Source organism: Kitasatospora sp. NPDC092039 (assembly GCF_044756065.1).
GTDB lineage: Bacteria > Actinomycetota > Actinomycetes > Streptomycetales > Streptomycetaceae > Kitasatospora.
On sequence record NZ_JBIVSD010000018.1, the window covers coordinates 52,493 to 73,270 of the forward strand.

Genomic DNA, 20,778 nt, shown 5'->3' on the forward strand with positions numbered 1-20,778 from the left:
TCGCACCGCCCTCCCAGGCCGGGGAGCACCCGCCGGGCACGGCCGACACGGCCCGCAGCGTGCGGCCCAGAGCAGAAAGTGGACCATGACAACTCTGTCCGAACCCCAGCCGAAGCAGCACGACGAGGCCGACACCCGGCTGCGGGTGGTGCTGATGCTGGAGATCCAGGACGGCGCCCAGCAGCGCTTCCTCGACGTGTACGAGCAGCTGCGCCACCAGGTGGCCTCCGTGCCCGGCCACGTCAGCGACCAGCTGTGCCAGTCGATCAACGACCCGCGCCAGTGGCTGATCACCAGCGAGTGGAAGGACCAGGAGACCTTCCTCAAGTGGGTGGACAGCCCGGCCCACCGGGAGATGGTCAAGCCGATGCACGGCTGCGTCAGCGACAACTTCCGCTCGCTGCGCTACGCCGTGCTGCGCGAGACCTCCGCGGCCGGCTCGACCGGCACCCGGGCCCCGATGGAGGTGCCGCCCGGACTGCCGCGCACCGCGCCCGCCGGGCACGTCGGCCCGCCCAAGGCCGAACCGGGGCCGGACGGCGTGGTCCGCCACGCGCTGACCTTCACCGTCAAGCCCGGCAGCGAGCCCGAGGTGGCCCGGATCCTCTCCGGCTACGCCTCCCCCCGGGCCGAGGTGGACGACCACACCAGGCTGCGCCGCACCTCGCTGTTCATGCTCGGCAACCGGGTGGTCCGCGCCGTCGAGGTGATCGGCGACCTCGGCGACGCGCTGCGCCACGTGGCGATGCAGCCCGAGGTGCGGGCCGTCGAGGAGGCGCTCAACCCCCACCTGGAGGAGGCCCGCCAGCTGGGCGACCCGCAGGCCGCCCGGGCGTTCTTCGCCAGGGCCGCGCTGCCCGCCCGGCACCAGGCGGTCGCCAGCTCCCCCGCCTCCGCCCGGCTGCACCGGCACGCCGTGCTCTACCCGGTCCGTCCGGGCCGGGGCCAGGCCGTGGCCGAGCTGCTGGCCGAGCACGACGACCTGGCCACCGCCGACCCGACCGGGCCGGTCGCGGCGGCCACCGTCTTCCACCGCGAGGACGTGGTGGTGCGCCTGGTGGACCTGCGGGTGCCGGCCGAGGCCGACCCGGCGGCCGCCCTCGGCGTGGCCGACGACCGGCAGGCCGCCGTGCTCGCCGGGCTGCTCGACCTCGGCCCGCAGGGCGACCTGCGCACCGTCGCCGGGCTCGGCGCCTTCCTCGCCGCCCGCGCCATGAACCCGGTCACCGACCGCACCTCCGCCGACCCGATCAACAACTGACGTTCCGTCACCCACACGGGAGGATCTCCATGACCACGCAGTCCCCACGGATCGTCAGCGTCCACGAGGCACCGGAGAACCGCCGCCACGGCGCCGAGCTGCGCACCATGCTCACCCCGACCAGCTGCGGCGCGACCAGCGGCTTCATGGGCCTGGCGATCGTCAAGCCCGGCGAGCGGATCGGCGAGCACTACCACCCGTACTCCGAGGAGTTCGTGTTCGTCGTCTGCGGCGACCTGGAGGTGGACCTGGACGGGAAGCCCCATCCGCTCAAGCCGGACCAGGGCCTGATGATCCCGATCAACATGCGCCACCGCTTCCGCAACGTCGGCGACACCGAGGCCCGGATGGTCTTCCACCTCGGCCCACTCGCCCCGCGCCCCGACCTCGGGCACGTGAGCACCGAGGGGACCGCGGCGTCCGGGCCGCCGGAACACGCCAAGGTGGGCTCGTGACCCGGCGCGTCGCCGTCACCGGGATCGGTGTGGTCGCACCCGGCGGGGTCGGCGTCCCGGCGTTCTGGGGCCTGCTGACGGCCGGCCGCACCGCGACCCGGGGCATCACGCTCTTCGACCCCACCGGGTTCCGCTCCCGGATCGCCGCCGAGGTCGACTTCGACCCGGCGGCCCACGGGCTGGGCCCGGAGGACGTCCAACGGGCCGACCGCTACGTGCAGTTCGCGATGGTCGCGGCCGACGAGGCGATCGCCGACGCCGGGCTGGACCTGGCCGCCGAGGACCCGTGGCGGATCGCCGTCTCGCTCGGCACGGCCGTCGGCGGCACCACCCGGCTGGAGCACGACTACGCCCTGGTGAGCGCCGGCGGAGCCCGCTGGGACGTGGACCACCGGCAGGCCGAGCCGCAGCTGCACCGGGCCTTCGCGCCCAGCACGCTGGCCTCCGCGGTGGCCGAGCGGACCGGCGCCCAGGGCCCGGTGCAGACCGTCTCCACCGGCTGCACCTCCGGCCTGGACGCGATCGGCTACGGCTTCCAGGCGGTCGAGGACGGACGCGCCGACATCTGCGTCGCCGGCGCCTCCGACTCCCCGATCTCGCCCATCACCGTCGCCTGCTTCGACGCCATCAAGGCCACCAGCGAGCGCAACGACGACCCCGCGCACGCCTCCCGCCCCTTCGACGCCGACCGGGACGGCTTCGTGCTCGGCGAGGGCGGCGCCGTCCTGGTGCTGGAGGAGCTGGAGCACGCCCGCCGCCGCGGCGCCCGGATCTACGGCGAGATCGGCGGCTTCGCCACCTTCGGCAACGCCTACCACATGACCGGCCTCACCAAGGAGGGGCTGGAGATGTCCCGGGCGATCGACCACGCGCTCGACCACGCCCGGGTGGACCGCACCGAGGTGGACTACGTCAACGCGCACGGCTCCGGCACCAAGCAGAACGACCGGCACGAGACCGCCGCGGTCAAGCGCTCGCTGGGCGAGCACGCCTTCAGGACGCCGATGAGCTCGATCAAGTCGATGGTCGGGCACTCGCTCGGCGCGATCGGCGCCATCGAGGTCGTCGCCTGCACCCTGGCGCTCGCCCACGGCGTCGTGCCGCCGACCGCCAACTACGAGAAGCCGGACCCGGAGTGCGACCTCGACTACGTGCCGCGCACCGCGCGTGAGCTGCCGCTGAGCCACATCCTCTCGGTCGGCAGCGGATTCGGCGGATTCCAGTCCGCCGTCGTGCTCAACAGAACGGGGTGAGTTCCATGACGTCACGTCAGCAGGGCCGCCGGGCGGTGGTCACCGGCCTCGGCGTGGTGGCGCCGAACGGGGTCGGGGCCGACGCCTTCTGGAAGGCCACCAGGCAGGGCGTGAGCGTCCTCGACCGGATCTCCCGCGAGGGCTGCACCGGGCTGCCGCTCCGGATCGCGGGCCAGGTGAACGGGTTCGAACCGCAGTCGGCGATCGACAACCGCTTCCTGGTGCAGACCGACCGCTTCACGCACTACGCGATGGCCGCCGCCGACCTGGCGGTGGCGGACGCCGGGTTCCAGCCCGACCCGGACCAGCCCTACTCGGTCGGCGTGGTGACCGCGGCCGGCTCCGGCGGCGGCGAGTTCGGCCAGCGCGAACTCCAGCAACTCTGGGGCCAAGGGCCGCGGTTCGTCGGCCCGTACCAGTCCATCGCCTGGTTCTACGCGGCCAGCACCGGCCAGATCTCGATCCGCGGCGGCTACAAGGGCCCCTGCGGGGTGGTCGCCAGCGACGAGGCCGGCGGGCTGGACGCCCTCGCGCACGCCGCCCGCACGATCGAGCGCGGCACCGACGCGGTGGTGGTCGGCGCCGCCGAGGCCCCGCTGGCGCCGTACTCGATGGTCTGCCAGCTCGGCTACCCCGAGCTCAGCCTGGCCGGGCAGGCCGAGCGGGCGTACCTGCCGTTCACCGCGCAGGCCTGCGGCTTCTCGCCCGCCGAGGGCGGCGCGATGCTGCTGCTGGAGGACGAGCAGGCGGCCCGCCTGCGCGGCGCCCGCGTCCGGGCGCGGCTGGCCGGCCACGGCGCCACCTTCACCGGAGCCTCCCGCTGGGCGGAGTCCCGGGAGGGGATGGCGGCCGCGATCCGGATCGCGCTGGACGAGGCCCGCATCGCGCCCGAGGAGATCGACGTGGTCTTCGCGGACGCCCTGGGGGTGCCGGCCGCCGACCGGGCGGAGGCCCTGGCGCTGGCCGACGCGCTCGGCCCGTACGCCGAGCGGGTCCCGGTCACCGCGCCCAAGTCCGGTACGGGGCGGGCCTACTGCGGCGCCCCGATGCTCGACGTGACCGCGGCCGTACTCGCCATGGAGGACGGCGTGCTGCCGCCCACCCCGAACGTCACCGAGGTCTGCCACGACCTCGCCCTGGTGACCGACCGCGCCCGCCCGGCCGAGCTGAACACCGCACTGGTGGTCAGCCGCGGACTGATGGGCTCCAACTCCGCGCTGGTGGTCCGGCGCGCGCGGCCCTGAACCACTCCGTCACACCATCGAAGGGACACACCCCCGTGAGCAACACCCTCAGCTATCCGGAACTCGCCGAGCTGCTCCAGGCCCGGGCCGGGGTCACCGTCGACCCGGGCGACCTGGCGCGGCCGGGAGCGGAGTTCGACGCGTTCGGCATCGACTCGCTCGGCCTGCTCGGCGTGGTCGGCGAGCTGGAGAACCGGCACAGCCTCAAGGTCACCTCGGGCGCCGAGTCGGCCAAGACCCCCGCCGAGTTCCTGGAACTGGTCAACTCCTCCCTCGCCACGAAGGCTGGTGCCTGAGATGCCCGGACACACCGACAACGAGATCGTCATCGCCGCTCCGCTCGACCTGGTCTGGGAGATGACCAACGACCTGGAGAACTGGCCGCAGCTGTTCAGCGAGTACGCCTCGGTGGAGGTGCTGGACCGGCAGGGCGACCTCGTCCGGTTCCGGCTCACCATGCACCCGGACGACGACGGCCAGGTGTGGAGCTGGGTCTCCGAGCGGGAGACCGACCGGGACGCGCTCACGGTGCGCGCCCGCCGGGTGGAGCCCGGCCCGTTCGAGTTCATGGAGATCCGCTGGGAGTACGCGGAGGTGCCGGCCGGCACGAAGATGCGCTGGATCCAGGACTTCGCGATGAAGCCGACCGCCCCGGTCGACGACGAGGGCATGACCGGCCACATCAACCGCAACTCGAAGATCCAGATGCAGCTGATCCGGGAGAAGGTCGAGAAGCGGGCGGCGGAGCTGTGACCGGCGCGCACCGGGCGCTGATCGTCGCCCGGATGAAGCCCGAGGCCGCGCCGGACATCGCCGAGGTGTTCGCCGAGTCCGACCGGGGCGAACTGCCCCACCTGATCGGCGTCACCGGCCGCAGCCTCTTCCAGTTCGGCGACGTCTACCTGCACCTGATCGAGGCCGACCGCCCGCCGGGCCCGGCCGTCGCCAAGGTCGTCGGACACCCGGAGTTCCGGACCGTCAGCGACCGCCTGACCGCCTACGTCCAGGCGTACGACCCGGCCACCTGGCGGGAGCCGAAGGACGCGATGGCGCGGGAGTTCTACCGCTGGGAGCGCTGACCCCGCGTCCCGAAGCGCCCGCCCCCGGCCGTGTGCCGGGGGCGGGCCGACGCATGCCCGGCCGGGCCCGGGCGCGCTGCGAGTGCGCCCGGGCCGACCGGCGCGGCCGCACTCGCAGCGCGTCCCTCGGCTGGGATTCACCCGGATCCACCGGCCGGTCGGGTGAACACACCCGGGACTCCACCCGAAGGGCGCACGCTGCGCACCGGAGCTGCCACGCTCCGGTGGCAGGCGGCCGCACGGTGGATGACGGTGGATCAGGCGCACCCCCCGCGAGTCCCCTTGTCCGGCACCGTGCCGGCAGTCGCGGTCCTGCGCGCCGGAAGGATCATCCTCATGCGTTCTGCACGCACGCTGCTCGCCGGGGCGGCCGTCGCCGCCGTCCTGACCGTCGGTACTCCCATGGCCTTCGCCGACGGTGCCGCCGACCAGGGTAAGAACCTGACCTGGCAGGAGAAGCAGGACAAGCCCGAGACGAAGCCCTCCGACAGCTCCAAGGCCACCGACGACAAGAAGGTCGGCACCGCCTCCGAGGAGCACAAGGGCACCGACGAGCACAAGGGCACCGACGAGCACAAGGCCACCGACGAGCACTACAAGGGCACCGACGAGCACAAGAGCACCGACGACCACAAGGCCACCGACGACCACAAGGCCGTCGAAGCCAAGGGCGAGGACCACAAGACCCCGCACGGCGGCGTGCACACCGGTGGCGGCGGTCTGGCGGTGACCGGCGGCGGGCTCGCCTCCGGCGCGGTGCTGCTGCTCGGCGGCCTCGGGGCGGGCGCGTACGCCCTGCGCCGCAGCCGCCGCGCCTCCGGCGCGGTCGCCTGACGGCAGGCCCTGCCAGGGCGTGCCGGACAGGGCACCCTGCTTCCGCCGCCTCCGGGCGTCCTCCCCGCACGGGGCGGGCGCGCCGGGGGCGGCGGTCCGTCGCGGAACCGGTTGAGCGGAGGACAGGAATGACGGGCGGTCCCGCCTCTGGAAGGCCCCGGCTGCTGCGCGCGGGGATGGGCGCGGCAGCGGTCGGGCTGCTGCTGATCTACAACTCGGTGGACACCGGGTCGGACGCGGACGCGGAGGACGGCAAGCCCGCTCCCCCGGCGGCCGCCGGGCCGACCGTCCCCGGGCCGTCGGGTGCCACCACCAAGGCCCCGGCCGCCGGACCGCAGGCGCCGGTGCTCAAGCGCGCCAAGCCGATCCGGCTGCGGATCCCGCAGATCGCCGTGGACGCGCCGTTCACCGAACTGGGGCTCGGTCCGACCGGCCAGCTCGACGCGCCGCCGCCGGACGAGAAGAACCTGGTCGGCTGGTACCGGGACGGTGTCACCCCGGGCGAGCGCGGCAGCGCCGTCCTGGCCGGCCACGTGGACACCTCCAAGGGCCCGGCGGTGTTCCTGCTGCTGAGCTTCCTGCTGCCGGGCAACAAGATCGAGGTGAGCCGCGCGGACGGCACGGTCGCGGTGTTCTCGGTGGACTCGGTGGAGACCTTCGCCAAGGACGCCTTCCCCGACGCCAAGGTCTACGGCAGGACCCCCGACGCCCAGCTGCGGCTGATCACCTGCGGCGGCACGTACGACAAGAAGAAGCGGGACTACCTCGACAACGTGGTGGTCTTCGCCCACCTGGAGTCCTCGCACCCCGGCTGAGCCGGTCCGGCCGCCGTGCGCACGACCGCCGGCCCCCGAAGTGTCGGGGGCCGGCGGTCGTGTGCGGGGCGGCGGTGGCTCAGCCGCTCACGGTGGCCTCGAAGGCGTGCAGGTAGGGGTTGACCGGGCGGACCGCGGTGACGGTCAGCCCGGCCTCCGCCATCAGCCCGACCATGCTCTCCTCGGAGTGCTTGGCGCCGCCGACGTTGAGCATCAGCATCAGGTCCATGGCGGTGGTGAACCGCATCGAGGGGCTGTTGTCGACCAGGTTCTCCACCACCACGACCCGGGCGCCGGAGCCGGCCGCCTTCACCACGTTGGAGAGGGTGCGGCGGGTGCTGTCGTCGTCCCACTCCAGGATGTTCTTGATGATGTAGAGGTCGGCGCGGACCGGGATCTCCACCCGGCAGTCGCCCGGCACCAGGCTGGCCCGGGCGGAGAAGGCGCCGCCGGGCTGGAGCCGGGGGTCGGCGCCGGCCACCACCTTGGGCAGGTCGAGCAGGGTGCCGTGCAGTGCCGGGTGCCGCTCCAGCAGGCTGGCCAGCACGTGGCCCTGGCCGCCGCCGATGTCCGCCACCGAGTCGATGCCGGTGAGGTCCAGGTACTCGGCGAAGTCCTCGGCGGACTGCCGGCTGGAGGTGGTCATCGCCTTGTCGAAGACCTTCGCCGAGTCGCCCCCGTCGCTGTGCAGGTAGTCGAAGAACTCCTTGCCGAACAGCTCGGGGAAGACGTTGCGGCCGGAGCGGACCGCCTCGTCCAGCTTCGGCCAGGCCTCCCAGGTCCACGGCTCGGTGCACCAGAGGGAGATGTAGCGCAGCGAGTTGGGCGCGTCCTCGCGCAGCAGCCGGGACATCTCGGTGTGCTCGAAGCGGTCGTCGCCGCTCTCCGCGAAGATCCCGTAGCAGGCGAGGGCGCGCAGCAGGCGGCGCAGCTGGCGGGGCTCGGTGTCGAGGGCGACGGCGAGGTCGGTGACGGCGGTCGGGGTGTCGCCGAGCACGTCGGCGACACCGAGCCGGGCGGCCGCGCGGACGGCGGCGGCGCAGGCGGCGCCGAAGACGAGCTCGCGCAGGCGCATCGCGGCCTGGGGGCTGGTGTGGGCGGGGGCGGTGGTCATGGCGGGGCTCCTCGGATCCATGGGAGTGCCTTGGGCGGCGGGCGGCGAGGGGGTGCCGGGGCTCAGCAGCGGCCGGCCGGCTCGGAGCGCTCGCAGGTGTTGCGGGCGAAGGTGTTGTCGGCGCCGGGGTCGCGGTCGGCGAGGTCGGCGGGGCCGTTGCCGCTCAGCTGGTTGCCGGTGATCACGGCACGGGCGTTGGAGACGCCGACCACGCTCCGGAAGAGGACGATGCCGCCGGAGAACTCCGAGGTGCCCGTGTTGTCGCGGACCTCGTTGTCCGTCACCCGGGTGTCCTCGGTGCCGGTGAGCACGATGCCGGCGCCCTGGATGGCCCCCAGCCGCGGGTTGGCCGCGCAGAACTTGTTGTTGCCGATGACGGTGTTGTGCCGGACGTCGAGGTTCCCGGCGCGGGGCACGCCCTCGTCGCCGACCACGAAGACGCCGGCGCAGTTGCCGCTGATCCCGTTGTCCTGGACGGCCAGCCCGCGCAGCCGGCGGACGGTGACGCCGACGCGGTTGCCGATCAGCACGTTGCCCTCGACCACGGTGCCGCCGGTGTCGGGCGAGCCGCCCTCGCGGTAGGCGTAGTTGGCGAGGAAGACGCCGGACTGGCCGTTGTCGGTCGAGCGGTTGCCGCGGATGGTGGCCCGGGTGGACATCTCCTGGCTGATGCCCTGCTGGGCGTTGTCGTGGACGTAGGTGCCGCTGACGGTCAGGCCGGTGGTGCCGCTGGCGTCGATGCCGTTCTTGCGGAAGCCGGTGACGGCGAGGCTGTCGATGGTCACGTCGGACAGCGGCTGGTCCTCGGTGCCGACCACGCAGAGGCCGTGCCCGGCGGCGCCGCAGGCGTTCTCGGTGCCGTCCCCGGGGACGATCACGCTGTCCGCGCCGGAGCCGCGCAGGGTGAGGCCGGGGGTGGTGATGCGGACGCTGCCCCGATAGGTGCCGGGGAGCAGTTGGACGGTGTCGCCCGGTCTGGCGGCGTCGACGGCCTGCTGGATCGACTGGCCGGGGTGGACGAAGTGCGGGGAGGTACCGATGTCGGCGCGGGCCGCGGGGGCGGCGGCCAGCGCGGTGAGGGCGGTGGTCAGGGCGGTGGCGGCGGCGGTGGCCGCGGCGAGGTGGTGGACCCGTCGCGTGGGCATGAGTGGTGACCTGTTTCTTTCGGCGCGCGTGGCGTTCCTGCTGGTGTGGTGGTCTCCCGCACGGTCCGGCGGCGTGGGCTGACGCGCTGTGCGCGGGCGGTGACGGCCGGTGGGTGCGGCCGTGTCGACGGTATGGGCGGCCCGGTGGGCCCGCCACCAGGGCTGGGCTGCGGGGCTGACGGGGTGTCGGCCGGCGGGTGGACGGCCCGGCGTGGCGCGCGGTCGTGGGCGGTCGGGTGTGGGCGGTCGGGTGTGGCCGGCGAGCGGTGGGGAGGGGCGACGGGTGGGGCGGGGTCTCGGTCCACGGCGGACACGGCGACGCGCCCGGCCGCGGAGGGCGGTCGGGCGCGTCGGGTGTGGCGGATGCGTCGGGCGTGACGGGTGCGTCGGTTCCGTCGAGCGGTCGGGCTCGGCGGCCCGGGGTCAGGCCGCGGCCCGGGCCTGCGGCCCGAGGCGGACGGGCAGCGCGGCGAGGTGCCAGGCGGCCGGGTTCGGGCCGCGCTCGACGGCCTCCGGACCGACCGCGAGGGCCAGCCCGGGGTACGTCCGCAGCAGGGTGTCGAAGGCGACCACCGCCTCCTGGTGCGCCAGCACCGCGCCCACGCAGCGGTGGGTGCCGTGACCGAAGCCCAGGTGCGCCTCGTGGTGCCCGGCGCGGTCCGGCGCGCTCGCCCGGCGGACGTCCAGGCGCTCGGGTTCGGCGTAGGCCCGCGGGTCGTGGTTGGCCCCGGCGAGGATCGGCATCACCGCCTCGCCCTTGCGGACCAGCGTGCCGGCCAGGACGAGGTCCTCCGTCGCGTACCGCGGCACCCCGCCGATGGTCGGGCCGCACCAGCGCATCAGCTCGTCGACGGCGGCGGGCAGCAGGCCCCGGTCGGCCCGGACCAGCGCCAGCTGCTCGGGGTGGGCGAGCAGCGCGGCCGTTCCGTTGCCGATCAGGGTGGCGGTGGTCTCGTGGCCGGCCACGATCAGGTTGAGGATCAGCGAGATGCTCTCCACCGGGTCGATGGTGTCGCCCTCCGCCGCGGCCAGCCGGGAGAGCAGGTCGTCGGCCGGTTCGGCCCGGCGGCGCTCGACCAGCTCCCGGGCGGCGGCCACCATGGCGCGCAGCGCCTCGTCCAGCCCGGGCCCGGCACCCCGGCCGAGGTAGGAGCTCCAGCGGCGCCACCGCGGGCGGTCGGGCTCGGGGATGCCGAGCAGTTCGCAGATCACCGTGACGGGCAGCGGGTAGGCGAAGTGCGCGACCAGGTCGACCACGCCGTCCGGGCCGGCGTGCTCGGGCAGCGCCCGGGCGTACTCCTCGGCGAGCCGTACGATCCGGGGCCGCAGCCGTTCGACGGCGCCGGTCGTGAAGGCGGGGTGGACCAGCCCGCGCATCCGGCGGTGCCGGGCGCCGTCCGCGCCGAAGACCCCGGCGCGCAGGTACTTCGCGCACTCGGGCGGCATGCCGCGGGCGCGCCAGACCTGCTCGGTGCGGTGCGCGGGGGCGGTGCGGTCGGCGAGGGCGGGGCCGTCCGCGGCGGTGGGGCTGGCGACGGCGTTCACGTCGTTGACGAAGCGCGGGTCGGACAGCACGGTGCGGACGTCCTGGTACCGGACGGCGATCCAGAACGGCTCCACGCCGGGGATGCCGGCGCGGGCGAGCGGGGCGCGCTCGCGCAGGTCGGCGAAGGCGGTGAAGGGGTCGCGGATCAGGTGGTCGGCGCGCAGGTCGACGGTCTCGGCCGGTTCGGCGGGGGTCACGGCTGCCTCCTCAGGAGTCGCGGAGTCCATCTGGTCACGGATCGTGACGGAGTGGGGTGGTGCGGTCCCCGGCTTCCGAGCTGGATTCACCCGATCGAGCACAGAGGGACGTTTCCTCCCGACGTCGCGCGTCGGGCATGGGGCATCGGGCCCCGGGGGCGGGCCTCCGGGGCCCCCGGACCGGCCCGCCCGACACCGGGGGCCGGTCGCGTGGCATGCTCGGGGCCATGAGCACCGTCGCCGTACCGCCCGCCGCCGCCCGCCGCAACCCGATCGGCGCCCACGTCCCGGTGGCCGGTCGCGGACTGGCCGGCACCGGCCTGGCGTACGCGGACCGGGTCGGCGCGGAGACGGTGCAGGTGTTCGTGGCCAACCCGCGCGGCTGGGCCACTCCCCCGGGCAACCCGGCCCAGGACGAGGCGTTCCGCACCGCCTGCGCCGAACGGCGCATCCCGGCCTGGGTGCACGCCCCGTACCTGATCAACTTCGGCTCGGACAACCCGGCCACCCGGGAGCACTCGGCCGACTCGCTGCGGCACTCGCTGCGCCGCGGCCACGCCATCGGCGCGCTCGGCGTCGTCCTGCACACCGGCTCGGCGGTCGGCACCGCGCCCGGGGGCGGTTCGCGCCGGGCCGAGGCGATGGCGCAGGTCCGGGCGGACGTCCGACCGCTGCTGGAGGAGCTGGACCGGCTGGGCGACGACGCGCCCTGGCTGCTGCTGGAGCCGACGGCGGGCCAGGGCAGCTCGCTCTGCTCGCGGCTGGAGGAGCTGGCCGAGTACGTGGAGGCGCTGGACCATCACCCGAAGGTGGGAGTCTGCCTGGACACCTGCCACGCCTTCGCCGCCGGACACGATCTGGCGGAGCCGGGCGGGGTGACGGCCGCACTGGACGCCCTGGCCGCCGCGGCCGGCCCGGGCCGGCTGCGGCTGATCCACGCCAACGACTCCGAGGACGTCGTCGGCGCCCGCAAGGACCGGCACGCCAACATCGGCGCCGGGATGATCGGCGCGGAGCCGTTCCGCGAGCTGTTCGAGCACCCGGAGACGGCCGGGGTGCCGCTGGTGGTGGAGACCCCGGACCGCAAGCACGGCGGGGACGGCACCGGGCACGCGACGGACATCGCGGTGCTGAAGGAGCTGCGGGCCCGGGCGGCGCTCCGGCGCCTCGCCGCCAGGGCGGCGAAGCCCCGGGAGCCGGTGGCCGCCGGACAGGCGTGAGCCCGGAGACCGACGGACGGCCTCCGGGCCCGGAGGGTGCGGGGATCAGCAGCCGCAGTCGCTCTCGCCGTGCTCGGCGTAGTTGAACCAGGTGGCGTGCGGGCCGAACAGGCCGACGCCCGCCGTGCCGGACTCCAGGCTCTGCCCCTCCGACTGCGTCGGAGCGAAGCCGCCCGCCATGGCCGAGGTCGGGACCGCCACCACGGCACCGGCCACGGCGACGATCACGGCGAGCTTGCGGATCTTCCCACGAAGCGACATCTGATGTCCTTTTGGTTCGTCTCTGGTCCTCACCCGCGCCCCCGACCGGCCGGTTCGACCGCCCGACGGGCCGGGCGGCGCCCCACCGGGGAGGCGCCGCGCCAACGTTGGCACACGAACGCGCGGCTTCGGGCGCACGCCGCAACCGGGCTGAGGCATTCGGGTGAGGCAACTCCCCCGGCCGGACGAATCCGGGCGTACCTCTGCGAATCCGGTCGAACAGCCGACGGGGGGTGCCGGACGAGTGCCCGTCGGGCCGCTCCGCGACCGCAAGTCTTGCGGTGAGGGGCCGGGCGAACTGAACAAATCCCGTCGATTTGGTGCAAGGTGCCGCCCGGTCCGAGCATGAACGGTCGCTCCACAGCGTTCCACCGAGCGCGAGCAGCAGCAGGAGCAACAGGAGCAGCACCACGAAAGGCGCACCACCCTCATGCAGACCAGTCCCGCCGCACCCCGGCAGGCGACCCGACCGAGCGGCCCGGAGACCCCGGGGCCGGCCGGCTCCCCGTCGGACGGCCCGGCGCCGACCGGCCCGGCGTCGCAGCAGACCGGCCGCCGCTTCGGGCTGCTGACCGCCACCGCCCTGGTCATGGGCAACATCATCGGCGGCGGCATCTTCATGATCCCGGCCGCGGTCGCCCCGTTCGGCACCGTCAGCCTGGCCGCCTTCGCGGTGCTCACCGTGGGCGCGATCGCGCTGGCGCTGGTCTTCGGACAGCTGGCCCGCCGCAGCCCGCGCACCGGCGGACCGTACGTCTACGCCCGCGAGGCCTTCGGGGACTTCGCCGGCTTCCTGTCCGCCTGGTCGTACTGGATCACCACCTGGGTGAGCAACGCCGCGCTGGCCGTGGCCGCCGTCGGGTACCTGGACGTGCTGCTGCCGCTGCACCACTCCGTTCCGCTGGAGATCACCGCCGCGCTGGCCATCCAGTGGCTGCCGGCGCTGGCCAACCTGGCCGGCACCCGCTACGTCGGGGTGGTCCAACTCGTCTCCACCGTGCTGAAGTTCGTCCCGCTGCTACTGGTCTCGGTGGGCGGCCTGTTCTTCTTCGACCCGGAGAACCTCGGCCCCTTCGACGCCGACGGCCGGGGCTGGGCGGGCGGCATGACCGCCGCCGCGGCGATCCTGCTGTTCAGCTACCTGGGCGTGGAGTCGGCCGCGATGAGCGCCGGCAAGGTCCGCGACCCGGAGCGCAACGTCGGCCGGGCCAGCGTGCTCGGCACCACCGGTGCGGCGGTGGTCTACCTGCTCGGCACGATCGCGGTGTTCGGCACCGTGGCGCACCAGGAGCTCGTCCACTCCAGCGCGCCGTTCTCGGACGCCGTGGACGCCATGTTCGGCGGCACCTGGGGCGGCACGGCGATCGCCGTCGCCGCGCTGGTCTCGATGACCGGCGCGCTCAACGGCTGGACCCTCCTCTCGGCCCAGGCCCCGTACGCGGCCGCCAGGGACGGCCTGTTCCCGGCCTCCTTCGGGAAGGAGCGGCGCGGGGTGCCGACCTTCGGCGTGCTGGTCAGCGTGGCGCTGGCCTCGGTGCTGACCGTGCTCAACTTCGCCAGTGGCGCGAAGGGCGCCTTCGACACGCTGGTGCTGGTCACCACCTTCACGGCCACCGTGCCCTACCTGCTGTCCACCGCCGCCCAGCTGTACTGGCTGGTGCGCGGGGCCGGCGAGAAGGTCGACCGCGGACGGCTGGTGCGGGACGCCGTCCTCGGCCTCGGCGCCTTCGCCTTCTCGCTCTGGCTGCTCGCCGGGGCCGGCTACGCCGCCGTCTACCAGGGCGTCCTGTTCCTGTTCGCGGGCATCCTGGTCTACGTCTGGATGGCGGGCCGCCGCCGCGACTGAACTCCCCGGCGGCAGCCGGAAACCGGACACACCACCCCGAACCTCCGTGACGCGCGCCGGACTTGTCCGGTGCACGTCCAATGTGCACGAGGATTTCACTTCCCGGATCTACCCGCGTAGGTGACCGGATCGCCACACTGGCGCACGCAACTCAGCAGTTCTTCCGATCTGATGATGGAGCGTCCGCCATGGCCCCCACCGCACCCGCGCGCCGGTTCCTGTCCTCCATACCGGCTGCCGCCGCCCTCGCCGCCGTGACCGTGTTCACGGCCGGCACCCCCGCCCAGGCCGCCCTGCCGACCCCGATCTCCGCGGCCACCGCCCGCAGCTACCTCGCCGCGATGCCCGCCACCGCGGAGACCCACGGCGACACCTACGACCGCACGCTGTTCCCGACCTGGATCTCCATCAGCGGCACCTGCGACACCCGCGAGTGGATCGTCAAGCGGGACGGCAGCAACGTCGTCACCGACACCTCCTGCAAGGCCACCAGCGGCAACTGGTCCTCGCCGTACGACGGCGCGACGACCACCACCGCCTCCTCCTTCGACGTCGACCACCTGGTGCCGCTCTCCGAGGCCTGGGCCTCCGGCGCCTGGTCCTGGACCACCGCCAGGCGCCAGGCCTTCGCCAACGACGTCACCCGCCCCCAGCTGCTGCTGGTCTCGGCCACCAGCAACCGGTCCAAGGGCGACCGCGACCCGGCCGAGTGGCTCCCCCAGGCCTCCTACCGCTGCACCTACGCCCGCGCCTGGGTGCAGGTGAAGCAGTACTACGGCCTGGGCGTGGACAGCGCCGAGAAGAGCGCGCTCAGCGGCATCCTCGACAACTGCTGAACCCGACACCGGCCCTGCGGCCCGGCGCGCACCCCGCGCCGGGCCGCAGGGCCGCGGGGCCACCGGGCCGGGCCGCGGGGCCACCGGGCTGGGCGCATCGGACCGGTCAGGCGGCCGACTCCGCCCAGTCGGTCGTGTCCGCCGGGAAGGCGACCGGATAGGCCTCCGCGAAGTCGGCCGAGCGGGCCACCTCGCGCCACCTGGTGTCCTCCGCCAGGAGCCGCCGGTCCATGGCGATCGAGCCCTCGGCGGCGTTGACCCCGAGCGGCAGGTGGTGCGGAACGTCGCGCCGCTTGGCCACCCGGACCAGGATCTCGGCGGCACGGGCCGGGTCGCCCGCCATGCCGTCGCCGCCCTGCCGCAGCCGCCGGTTCACGGCGCCGACCGTCTCGCGGTAGGCCTCCGGGACCTCGTGGACGACCATCGAGGAGCCGGCCCAGTCCGTACGGAAGCCGCTGGGTTCGACCACCAGCACCCGTACGCCGAACGGCGCGGTCTCGGCGCGCAGCACCCGGCTGAACCCGTCGATGGCGAACTTCGCCGCCTGGTACGAGGCGATGCCCGGGGAGCCGCCGACCCGCCCGCCCATCGAGGAGAACTGCACGACCAGCCCGCCCTTCTGCTCGCGCAGGATCGGGAGCGCGGCCTTGGTGACGTGGTAGACGCCCCAGAAGTTGGTCTCGAACTGGGCGCGGAAGTCGGCGTCCTCGGTGGTCTCGATCGGCGAGACGTTGGCGTAGCCGGCGTTGTTCACCAGCACGTCGATCCGGCCGAAGGCGGCGCGCGCCTCGGCGAGGGCGGCGCGGGCAGCCGCCGGGTCCGTGACGTCCAGCGCGACCGGGCGGATCCGGTCGCCGAACTCCTCGACGAGGTCGGCGAGTTGCTCGGGCCGCCGGGCGGTCGCGGCCACCCGGTCACCGGCTTCGAGTGCGGCGCGCACGAGGGCGCGGCCGAAGCCGCGCGAGCTGCCGGTGATGAACCAGGTCTGTTCGCTGTCCTGCTGCATGCTCTGCTGCATGCCGCTAGTAAAACACCGTTGCGTTATTAGCGCAACGCCGTTGCGGTATTACGGCAACGGCGTTGCCCTACCATGGGCTGGTGGAAGACGCATCGGAGTTCCAGCGCGCACGCTCGCCCGAGGCCAAGCGCCGGCGCGAGACCGCGATCCTGGCGGCGGCCCGGTCGCTCGGTGCCGAGCGGGGCATCAGGGACGTCACGCTCACCGACATCGCCGCCGCGGTGGGGATGCACAAGTCGGCGCTGCTGCGGTACTTCGAGACCCGCGAGGAGATCTTCCTGCGGCTGACCGCCGAGGGCTGGGCGGAGTGGTCGGACGCCCTGACCGCACAACTGCGGGAGAGCACGGAGCCGGGCCCGGCCGCCGTGGCCCGGGCGTTCGCCGCCACCCTCGCGGCCCGCGGGATGTTCTGCGACCTGCTCGCCCACGCCCCGCTCAACCTCGAACGCAACGTCTCGCTCGACGCGGTGCGCGACTTCAAACTCGCCACGCTCGCCGCCCGCGAACCGATCAGCGCGGCCGTCCGCGAACGACTGCCCGCCCTCGACGAGCAGGACGTCGTCGACCTGATCGCCACCGCCGTCTCACTGGCCGGGGCCATGTGGCAGATCGCGAACCCGGGCGCCGAGGTCGCCGCCCTCTACCGCGGCGACCCCCGGCTGGCCCACGCCGTCATCGAGGTCGAACCCCGGCTCGCCCGCATCCTGACCGCCACCCTCACCGGGCTGGCCGCCGGACGGAGCCGGCCGCAGGCCTGAACCGGCCACGCCGGACACGCCCGCTCCGGTGCACCCGGATGGATCATCTGACGCGCCGCACAAGGGATTTGACCCTACGGTGCGGCCAGGGGGTCAACCGAGCGGAAGGCTGTTTCTGGCATGGCTGGGAAATTCGAGCTGTACGTGGACGAGGGCGGCATGCACCGGTTCCGGCTCAAGGCGAGCAACGGGGCGATCGTGGTGACCGGCGACCCGCAGGAGAGCAAGGACGACTGCCTGAAGAGCATCGAGTCGATCCGCAAGCTCGCGCCGTACGCGGAGCTCAAGGAGACCGCCGGATCGGTGTGACGGGACGCGTTCCGGGACGCGGGTCGGTGGTGCGAATCGCCGACCCGCGTTCGCCTGTACGACAGATCCCTGTGGCCGGGAGCACGCCGGGCATGGACAGAACTCCGGCATGCGCGTCGTCATCGTCACCGAATCCTTCCCGCCCGAGGTCAACGGAGTCGCCCACAGCGTGCTGCGGACGGCCGAGCATCTGGTCCGCCGGGGCCACCGGCCCCTTGTCGTCACCCCCGCGCCGGCGCGGGGCACCGAGTGCCCGCCGGAGACCTTCGGGGACGCCGGGGCGGACGGGATTCCCGTGGTGCGCATCCCGTCGGTGCCGCTGCCGGGGTACCCGCAGGTGCGGATCGCGCTGCCCAGCCGGCAGCTGGCCGCCGCGATCGCCGGACACCGCCCGGACATCGTCCACCTGGCCAGCCCGTTCGTGCTCGGCGCGCGCGGGATGCAGGTCGCGGCCCGGCTCGGGGTGCCCGCCGTCGCCGTCTACCAGACCGACCTGGCCGGGTACGCGCACGCCTACCGGGCCGGGCGGGGGCTCGGGGAGGCCGCCGCCTGGCGGCGGATCCGGGCCGTGCACCGGGCGGCCGCCCGTACCCTGGCGCCCTCCACCCCCGCCGCCCAGGACCTGACCGCGCACGGGGTGCCGCGGGTGCAACTGTGGCCGCGCGGGGTGGACTCGGTGCGGTTCCACCCCCGGCACCGGGACGAGGCGCTGCACCGGGCGCTCGCCCCGGGCGGGGAGGTGCTGGTCGGATACGTCGGACGGCTGGCGCCGGAGAAGCGGGTCGACCTGCTGGTGGCGGCCTCGGCGCTGCCCGGCGTCCGGGTGGTGGTCGTCGGCGACGGCCCCTCGGCCCCCGGGCTGAAGGCCTCGATGCCGGGCGCGGTGTTCCTCGGCCGGCGCACCGGTGACGAACTGGCGCGCTGCTTCGCCACCCTGGACGTCTTCGTGCACACCGGGCCGCTGGAGACCTTCTGTCAGACCATCCAGGAGGCGATGGCCAGCGGCGTGCCGGTGATCGGCCCGGCGGCGGGCGGCCCCCTGGACCTGGTCGCCCACCACCGCACCGGGCTGCTGGTGCCGCCCCGGGACGGCGCGGCGGTGGCCAGGGCGGTCGCGGAGCTGGCCGCCGACCCGGCGCGGCGCGCCGGGTACGGGCGGGCCGGGCGGGCCGAGGTCACCGCGCGCACCTGGGAGGCGGTCGGGGACCTGCTGCTGCGGCACTACGCCGAGGTGCTGGCGGAGCACCGCGGGCTGGCGCTGCAGCCGGCCGCCCCGGCGGCGGTCGAGCCGGTGGCGCCCGCCCTGCCGGAGGAGCTGCCGGCATGACCTCCGTTACCGACGGCGGGGCGCCGGTGGTGGGCGCGGCGGAGGCGAGCGGCGGGGCGCCGGTGGGCGGCGGGGCTCCGAGGACCGGCGGCGCGTCGGCGAGCGGTGAGGTTCCGAGGACCGGCGGCGCGTCGGTGGGCGGCGGGGCTCTGACGATCGTGCGGCTCGCCAACTTCGTCACCCCGGTCTCCGGCGGCCTGCGCACCGCGCTGCGCCACCTGGGCGCCGGGTACCTGGCGGCCGGGCACCGCCCGGTGCTGATCGTCCCGGGGGACCGGCGCTCCGAGGAGGAGACCGAGCAGGGCCTGGTGGTCACGCTGCCCGGCCCGGTGCTGCCGGCCAGCGGCGGCTACCGGCTGCTCACCGACCGGCGGGCGGTGGCCGCCGAGCTGACCAGGCTCTCCCCCGACCGGCTGGAGGTGTCCGACCGCACCACGCTGCGCTGGACCGGTGCCTGGGCGCGGCGGCACGGCGTGCGCTCGGTGATGGTCTCGCACGAGAGCGCCACCGGGGTGCTGTGCACCCGGGGCCTGCCCGGCCCGCTGGCGGGCGCGGCGGCCGACCGGCTCAACGCGGCCACGGCCCGCGCCTACGACTTAGTGCTCTGCACCACCGACTGGGCGGCGGCGGAGTTCCGGCGGATCGGCGCCCCCAACCTGGTCCGGGCCCCGCTGGGGGTGGACCTGGACGCGATGCGCCCGCTGCCGCGCGCCGAACGGGCCGCCGAGCGGGCCCGGTACGCCGCCCCGGAGGAGACCCTGCTGGTGCTCTGCTCGCGGCTCTCGGCGGAGAAGCGGCCCGAGCGGGCGATCGAGGCGCTGGCCGTCCTGCGGGCCCGCCGGCGACCCGCCGTCCTGGTGGTGGCCGGAACCGGCCCGCTGCGGGAGCGGCTGGCTGCCCGGGCCGCCCGGATGCGCCTGCCGGTGCGTTTCCTCGGGCACCTGGGCGGGCGGGCGGAGCTGGCCCGGCTGCTGGGCTGCGCGGACGTGGTGCTCGCGCCCGGACCGGTGGAGACCTTCGGGCTCGCCGCGCTGGAGGCGCTGGCCTGCGGGACCCCGGTCGCGGTCAGCCGCTCCTCCGCGCTGCCCGGACTGGTCGGGCCCGCCGGGGTGGCGGCCGTCGACACGGGCAACGGATTCGCCTCCGCCGTACGGCGGCTGCTGGACCAGCCGGAGGAACCGCGGCGGGCCGCCGCCCGGGCGCGGGCCGAGCGGTACGGCTGGCCGGCCGCGGTGGCGGCGTTCCTGGCGGCGCACGGCGTACGCGACGACGAGGCGGTGGACGGGAGCCGGGATGAGCATGCTGGAAGCCGGGCGTGACCGGGCGGCCGGCGAGGGCCCCGCGACGGGCGAGCTGCTGCGCTTCGTCGCGCTCGGGGACTCGCTGACGGAAGGGGTCGGGGACCAGGTCGGCGAGGGCCGGCGCGGCTGGGCCGCCGTCCTGGCCCACGCACTGGCGCCCGACGGGCGGGACGTCGAGTTCACCAACCTGGCGTCCAGCGGGGCGCTCACCACGGACCTGACGAACCGTCAGCTTCCGGCGGCGCTGGCGCTGCGGCCCCGGCTGGCGGCCGTCGTGGTCGGCGGCAACGACACCCTGCGGTCGGGCTTCGACATCCGGCGCACCACGCTGGAGCTGGACGCCACCATGGGCGAACTGTCCGGCCACGGCGCCAGGTTGCTGACCGCCTGCCTGCCCGACCCCGGCAGCCTGCTCCGGCTGCCGGCGCCGCTCGCCCGTCCGCTGGCCCGCCGGATGCGGGCGGTCAACACCGTGGTGCACGCGCTCACCGAACGCCACCGGGCGGTGCACCTGCACATCGCCGAGCTGCCCTGGCTCGCGGAGCGCCGACTGCTGAGCGTGGACCGCCTGCACCCCAGCGCCGAGGGCCACCACCTGATCGCCCGGCGGTTCCACGAGCTGCTCACCGAGGCCGGCCACCCCCTCGGCCCGCCCCCGGCCGCGGCGCCCGCCGAACCCCCGCCGGGCCCGGCCGCCGACCTCTGGTGGATGGCCACCCGGGGCACCCGCTGGCTCGCCGCCCGCAGCACCGACCTGCTGCCGGGCCTGCTCGCCCTGGCGGCCGCGGAGGGCGTCGCCCGGCTGCGCGGCGGGAGCGGCCGGGACGACGAGCAGCTGGCGCGGGCGGCGGCGCAGGCACTGGCCTCGCTGGGGTGAGGCGGCGGGCCGGCGGCTCCGTCGGGGCCGCCCGTCCCCCGATCGTGGGGATCGGCGGTGCCTCCGGACGGGAACCATCCGG

General features: G+C 74.9%; 22 protein-coding genes. 17 read left to right on the plus strand and 5 right to left on the minus strand.

Going from position 1 to position 20,778, the window contains the following annotated elements:
* The first annotated feature begins 85 nt into the window (after window positions 1-85).
* The 9 genes from ACIQI7_RS29685 to ACIQI7_RS29725 all read left to right on the plus strand — a co-directional run bounded on the left by ACIQI7_RS29685 (window position 86) and on the right by ACIQI7_RS29725 (window position 6,941).
* Entirely contained in the window at window positions 86-1,261 is a 1,176-nt protein-coding gene (locus ACIQI7_RS29685; protein ID WP_401115811.1) for a SchA/CurD-like domain-containing protein, read from the plus strand.
* A gap of 29 nt (window positions 1,262-1,290) precedes the next feature.
* A complete protein-coding gene (locus ACIQI7_RS29690) occupies window positions 1,291-1,716 on the plus strand; it encodes a cupin domain-containing protein (RefSeq protein ID WP_387759150.1) in 426 nt (141 codons plus the stop codon).
* A complete protein-coding gene (locus ACIQI7_RS29695) occupies window positions 1,713-2,969 on the plus strand; it encodes a beta-ketoacyl-[acyl-carrier-protein] synthase family protein (RefSeq protein WP_401115815.1) in 1,257 nt (418 codons plus the stop codon). The genes ACIQI7_RS29690 and ACIQI7_RS29695 overlap by 4 nt, the downstream gene beginning before the upstream one ends.
* A gap of 5 nt (window positions 2,970-2,974) precedes the next feature.
* Complete coding sequence (locus ACIQI7_RS29700) at window positions 2,975-4,213, plus strand: beta-ketoacyl synthase N-terminal-like domain-containing protein (RefSeq protein WP_401115818.1); 1,239 nt, start codon at window positions 2,975-2,977, stop codon at window positions 4,211-4,213.
* Between the two features lie 35 nt (window positions 4,214-4,248).
* Window positions 4,249-4,509, plus strand: coding sequence for an acyl carrier protein (locus ACIQI7_RS29705; RefSeq protein WP_387759145.1), 261 nt, complete (start codon window positions 4,249-4,251; stop codon window positions 4,507-4,509).
* A 1-nt stretch (window position 4,510) separates the two neighbouring features.
* Window positions 4,511-4,966 (plus strand): SRPBCC family protein, encoded by a 456-nt coding sequence (locus ACIQI7_RS29710; RefSeq protein WP_387759143.1) that lies wholly within the window; start codon window positions 4,511-4,513, stop codon window positions 4,964-4,966.
* Entirely contained in the window at window positions 4,963-5,292 is a 330-nt protein-coding gene (locus ACIQI7_RS29715) for a TcmI family type II polyketide cyclase (protein WP_387759141.1), read from the plus strand. The genes ACIQI7_RS29710 and ACIQI7_RS29715 overlap by 4 nt, the downstream gene beginning before the upstream one ends.
* 336 nt (window positions 5,293-5,628) lie before the next feature.
* Window positions 5,629-6,126 carry a hypothetical protein gene (locus ACIQI7_RS29720; RefSeq protein WP_401115823.1) on the plus strand — a complete coding sequence of 166 codons (498 nt, stop codon included), beginning with the start codon at window positions 5,629-5,631 and terminating at the stop codon, window positions 6,124-6,126.
* A gap of 128 nt (window positions 6,127-6,254) precedes the next feature.
* Complete coding sequence (locus ACIQI7_RS29725; RefSeq protein ID WP_401115825.1) at window positions 6,255-6,941, plus strand: class F sortase; 687 nt, start codon at window positions 6,255-6,257, stop codon at window positions 6,939-6,941.
* A 79-nt stretch (window positions 6,942-7,020) separates the two neighbouring features.
* Here the strand turns inward: ACIQI7_RS29725 and ACIQI7_RS29730 are convergent, their stop codons facing one another.
* The 3 genes from ACIQI7_RS29730 to ACIQI7_RS29740 all read right to left on the minus strand — a co-directional run bounded on the left by ACIQI7_RS29730 (window position 7,021) and on the right by ACIQI7_RS29740 (window position 10,943).
* Window positions 7,021-8,055, minus strand: coding sequence for a methyltransferase (locus tag ACIQI7_RS29730; protein WP_401115828.1), 1,035 nt, complete (start codon window positions 8,053-8,055; stop codon window positions 7,021-7,023).
* A gap of 62 nt (window positions 8,056-8,117) precedes the next feature.
* Window positions 8,118-9,200: a nitrous oxide reductase family maturation protein NosD gene (locus ACIQI7_RS29735; protein WP_401115831.1), complete on the minus strand. Its 1,083-nt coding sequence runs from the start codon at window positions 9,198-9,200 to the stop codon at window positions 8,118-8,120.
* A gap of 423 nt (window positions 9,201-9,623) precedes the next feature.
* Window positions 9,624-10,943 carry a cytochrome P450 gene (locus tag ACIQI7_RS29740; RefSeq protein ID WP_401115834.1) on the minus strand — a complete coding sequence of 440 codons (1,320 nt, stop codon included), beginning with the start codon at window positions 10,941-10,943 and terminating at the stop codon, window positions 9,624-9,626.
* Between the two features lie 227 nt (window positions 10,944-11,170).
* Here ACIQI7_RS29740 and ACIQI7_RS29745 point away from each other — a divergent pair, with 227 nt between their 5' ends.
* Window positions 11,171-12,163, plus strand: a complete 993-nt coding sequence (locus ACIQI7_RS29745) for a deoxyribonuclease IV (RefSeq protein WP_401115837.1) — start codon at window positions 11,171-11,173, stop codon at window positions 12,161-12,163.
* Between the two features lie 45 nt (window positions 12,164-12,208).
* Here ACIQI7_RS29745 and ACIQI7_RS29750 read toward each other — a convergent pair whose 3' ends face one another.
* Entirely contained in the window at window positions 12,209-12,424 is a 216-nt protein-coding gene (locus tag ACIQI7_RS29750; protein WP_387760604.1) for a hypothetical protein, read from the minus strand.
* A 430-nt stretch (window positions 12,425-12,854) separates the two neighbouring features.
* On the opposite strand from ACIQI7_RS29750, the gene ACIQI7_RS29755 reads away from it, so the two are divergent.
* Both ACIQI7_RS29755 and ACIQI7_RS29760 read left to right on the plus strand, forming a co-directional pair.
* On the plus strand, window positions 12,855-14,270 hold the full coding sequence (locus ACIQI7_RS29755; RefSeq protein WP_401115841.1) for an amino acid permease: 1,416 nt from the start codon (window positions 12,855-12,857) through the stop codon (window positions 14,268-14,270).
* A 188-nt stretch (window positions 14,271-14,458) separates the two neighbouring features.
* Entirely contained in the window at window positions 14,459-15,106 is a 648-nt protein-coding gene (locus tag ACIQI7_RS29760; protein WP_401115844.1) for a DUF1524 domain-containing protein, read from the plus strand.
* A 106-nt stretch (window positions 15,107-15,212) separates the two neighbouring features.
* On the opposite strand, the gene ACIQI7_RS29765 is transcribed toward ACIQI7_RS29760, so the two are convergent.
* Window positions 15,213-16,124, minus strand: a complete 912-nt coding sequence (locus ACIQI7_RS29765) for an SDR family NAD(P)-dependent oxidoreductase (protein WP_401115847.1) — start codon at window positions 16,122-16,124, stop codon at window positions 15,213-15,215.
* 77 nt (window positions 16,125-16,201) lie between these two features.
* Between ACIQI7_RS29765 and ACIQI7_RS29770 the strand changes: the two genes are divergently transcribed.
* From ACIQI7_RS29770 to ACIQI7_RS29790, 5 genes are all read left to right on the plus strand, one after another.
* Complete coding sequence (locus ACIQI7_RS29770) at window positions 16,202-16,882, plus strand: TetR family transcriptional regulator (protein WP_401116112.1); 681 nt, start codon at window positions 16,202-16,204, stop codon at window positions 16,880-16,882.
* A gap of 120 nt (window positions 16,883-17,002) precedes the next feature.
* Entirely contained in the window at window positions 17,003-17,191 is a 189-nt protein-coding gene (locus ACIQI7_RS29775) for a DUF1508 domain-containing protein (protein WP_224283924.1), read from the plus strand.
* A gap of 109 nt (window positions 17,192-17,300) precedes the next feature.
* Entirely contained in the window at window positions 17,301-18,518 is a 1,218-nt protein-coding gene (locus ACIQI7_RS29780) for a glycosyltransferase family 4 protein (RefSeq protein WP_401115851.1), read from the plus strand.
* On the plus strand, window positions 18,515-19,837 hold the full coding sequence (locus ACIQI7_RS29785) for a glycosyltransferase (RefSeq protein WP_401115854.1): 1,323 nt from the start codon (window positions 18,515-18,517) through the stop codon (window positions 19,835-19,837). Before ACIQI7_RS29780 ends, ACIQI7_RS29785 begins: the two co-directional genes overlap by 4 nt.
* Window positions 19,812-20,696 (plus strand): SGNH/GDSL hydrolase family protein, encoded by an 885-nt coding sequence (locus tag ACIQI7_RS29790; protein WP_401115857.1) that lies wholly within the window; start codon window positions 19,812-19,814, stop codon window positions 20,694-20,696. The genes ACIQI7_RS29785 and ACIQI7_RS29790 overlap by 26 nt, the downstream gene beginning before the upstream one ends.
* Window positions 20,697-20,778 lie beyond the last annotated feature (82 nt).

Bases quoted from the DNA above. Each gene is read 5' to 3' on its own strand.
- ACIQI7_RS29685 (WP_401115811.1), top strand. From the start codon at position 86: ATGACAACTCTGTCCGAACCCCAGCCGAAGCAGCACGACGAGGCCGAC.
- ACIQI7_RS29690 (WP_387759150.1), top strand. From the start codon at position 1,291: ATGACCACGCAGTCCCCACGGATCGTCAGCGTCCACGAGGCACCGGAG.
- ACIQI7_RS29700 (WP_401115818.1), top strand. From the start codon at position 2,975: ATGACGTCACGTCAGCAGGGCCGCCGGGCGGTGGTCACCGGCCTCGGC.
- ACIQI7_RS29710 (WP_387759143.1), top strand. From the start codon at position 4,511: ATGCCCGGACACACCGACAACGAGATCGTCATCGCCGCTCCGCTCGAC.
- ACIQI7_RS29720 (WP_401115823.1), top strand. From the start codon at position 5,629: ATGCGTTCTGCACGCACGCTGCTCGCCGGGGCGGCCGTCGCCGCCGTC.
- ACIQI7_RS29725 (WP_401115825.1), top strand. From the start codon at position 6,255: ATGACGGGCGGTCCCGCCTCTGGAAGGCCCCGGCTGCTGCGCGCGGGG.
- ACIQI7_RS29730 (WP_401115828.1), bottom strand. From the start codon at position 8,055: ATGACCACCGCCCCCGCCCACACCAGCCCCCAGGCCGCGATGCGCCTG.
- ACIQI7_RS29735 (WP_401115831.1), bottom strand. From the start codon at position 9,200: ATGCCCACGCGACGGGTCCACCACCTCGCCGCGGCCACCGCCGCCGCC.
- ACIQI7_RS29745 (WP_401115837.1), top strand. From the start codon at position 11,171: ATGAGCACCGTCGCCGTACCGCCCGCCGCCGCCCGCCGCAACCCGATC.
- ACIQI7_RS29750 (WP_387760604.1), bottom strand. From the start codon at position 12,424: ATGTCGCTTCGTGGGAAGATCCGCAAGCTCGCCGTGATCGTCGCCGTG.
- ACIQI7_RS29755 (WP_401115841.1), top strand. From the start codon at position 12,855: ATGCAGACCAGTCCCGCCGCACCCCGGCAGGCGACCCGACCGAGCGGC.
- ACIQI7_RS29760 (WP_401115844.1), top strand. From the start codon at position 14,459: ATGGCCCCCACCGCACCCGCGCGCCGGTTCCTGTCCTCCATACCGGCT.
- ACIQI7_RS29765 (WP_401115847.1), bottom strand. From the start codon at position 16,124: ATGCAGCAGAGCATGCAGCAGGACAGCGAACAGACCTGGTTCATCACC.
- ACIQI7_RS29775 (WP_224283924.1), top strand. From the start codon at position 17,003: ATGGCTGGGAAATTCGAGCTGTACGTGGACGAGGGCGGCATGCACCGG.
- ACIQI7_RS29780 (WP_401115851.1), top strand. From the start codon at position 17,301: ATGCGCGTCGTCATCGTCACCGAATCCTTCCCGCCCGAGGTCAACGGA.
- ACIQI7_RS29785 (WP_401115854.1), top strand. From the start codon at position 18,515: ATGACCTCCGTTACCGACGGCGGGGCGCCGGTGGTGGGCGCGGCGGAG.
- ACIQI7_RS29790 (WP_401115857.1), top strand. From the start codon at position 19,812: ATGAGCATGCTGGAAGCCGGGCGTGACCGGGCGGCCGGCGAGGGCCCC.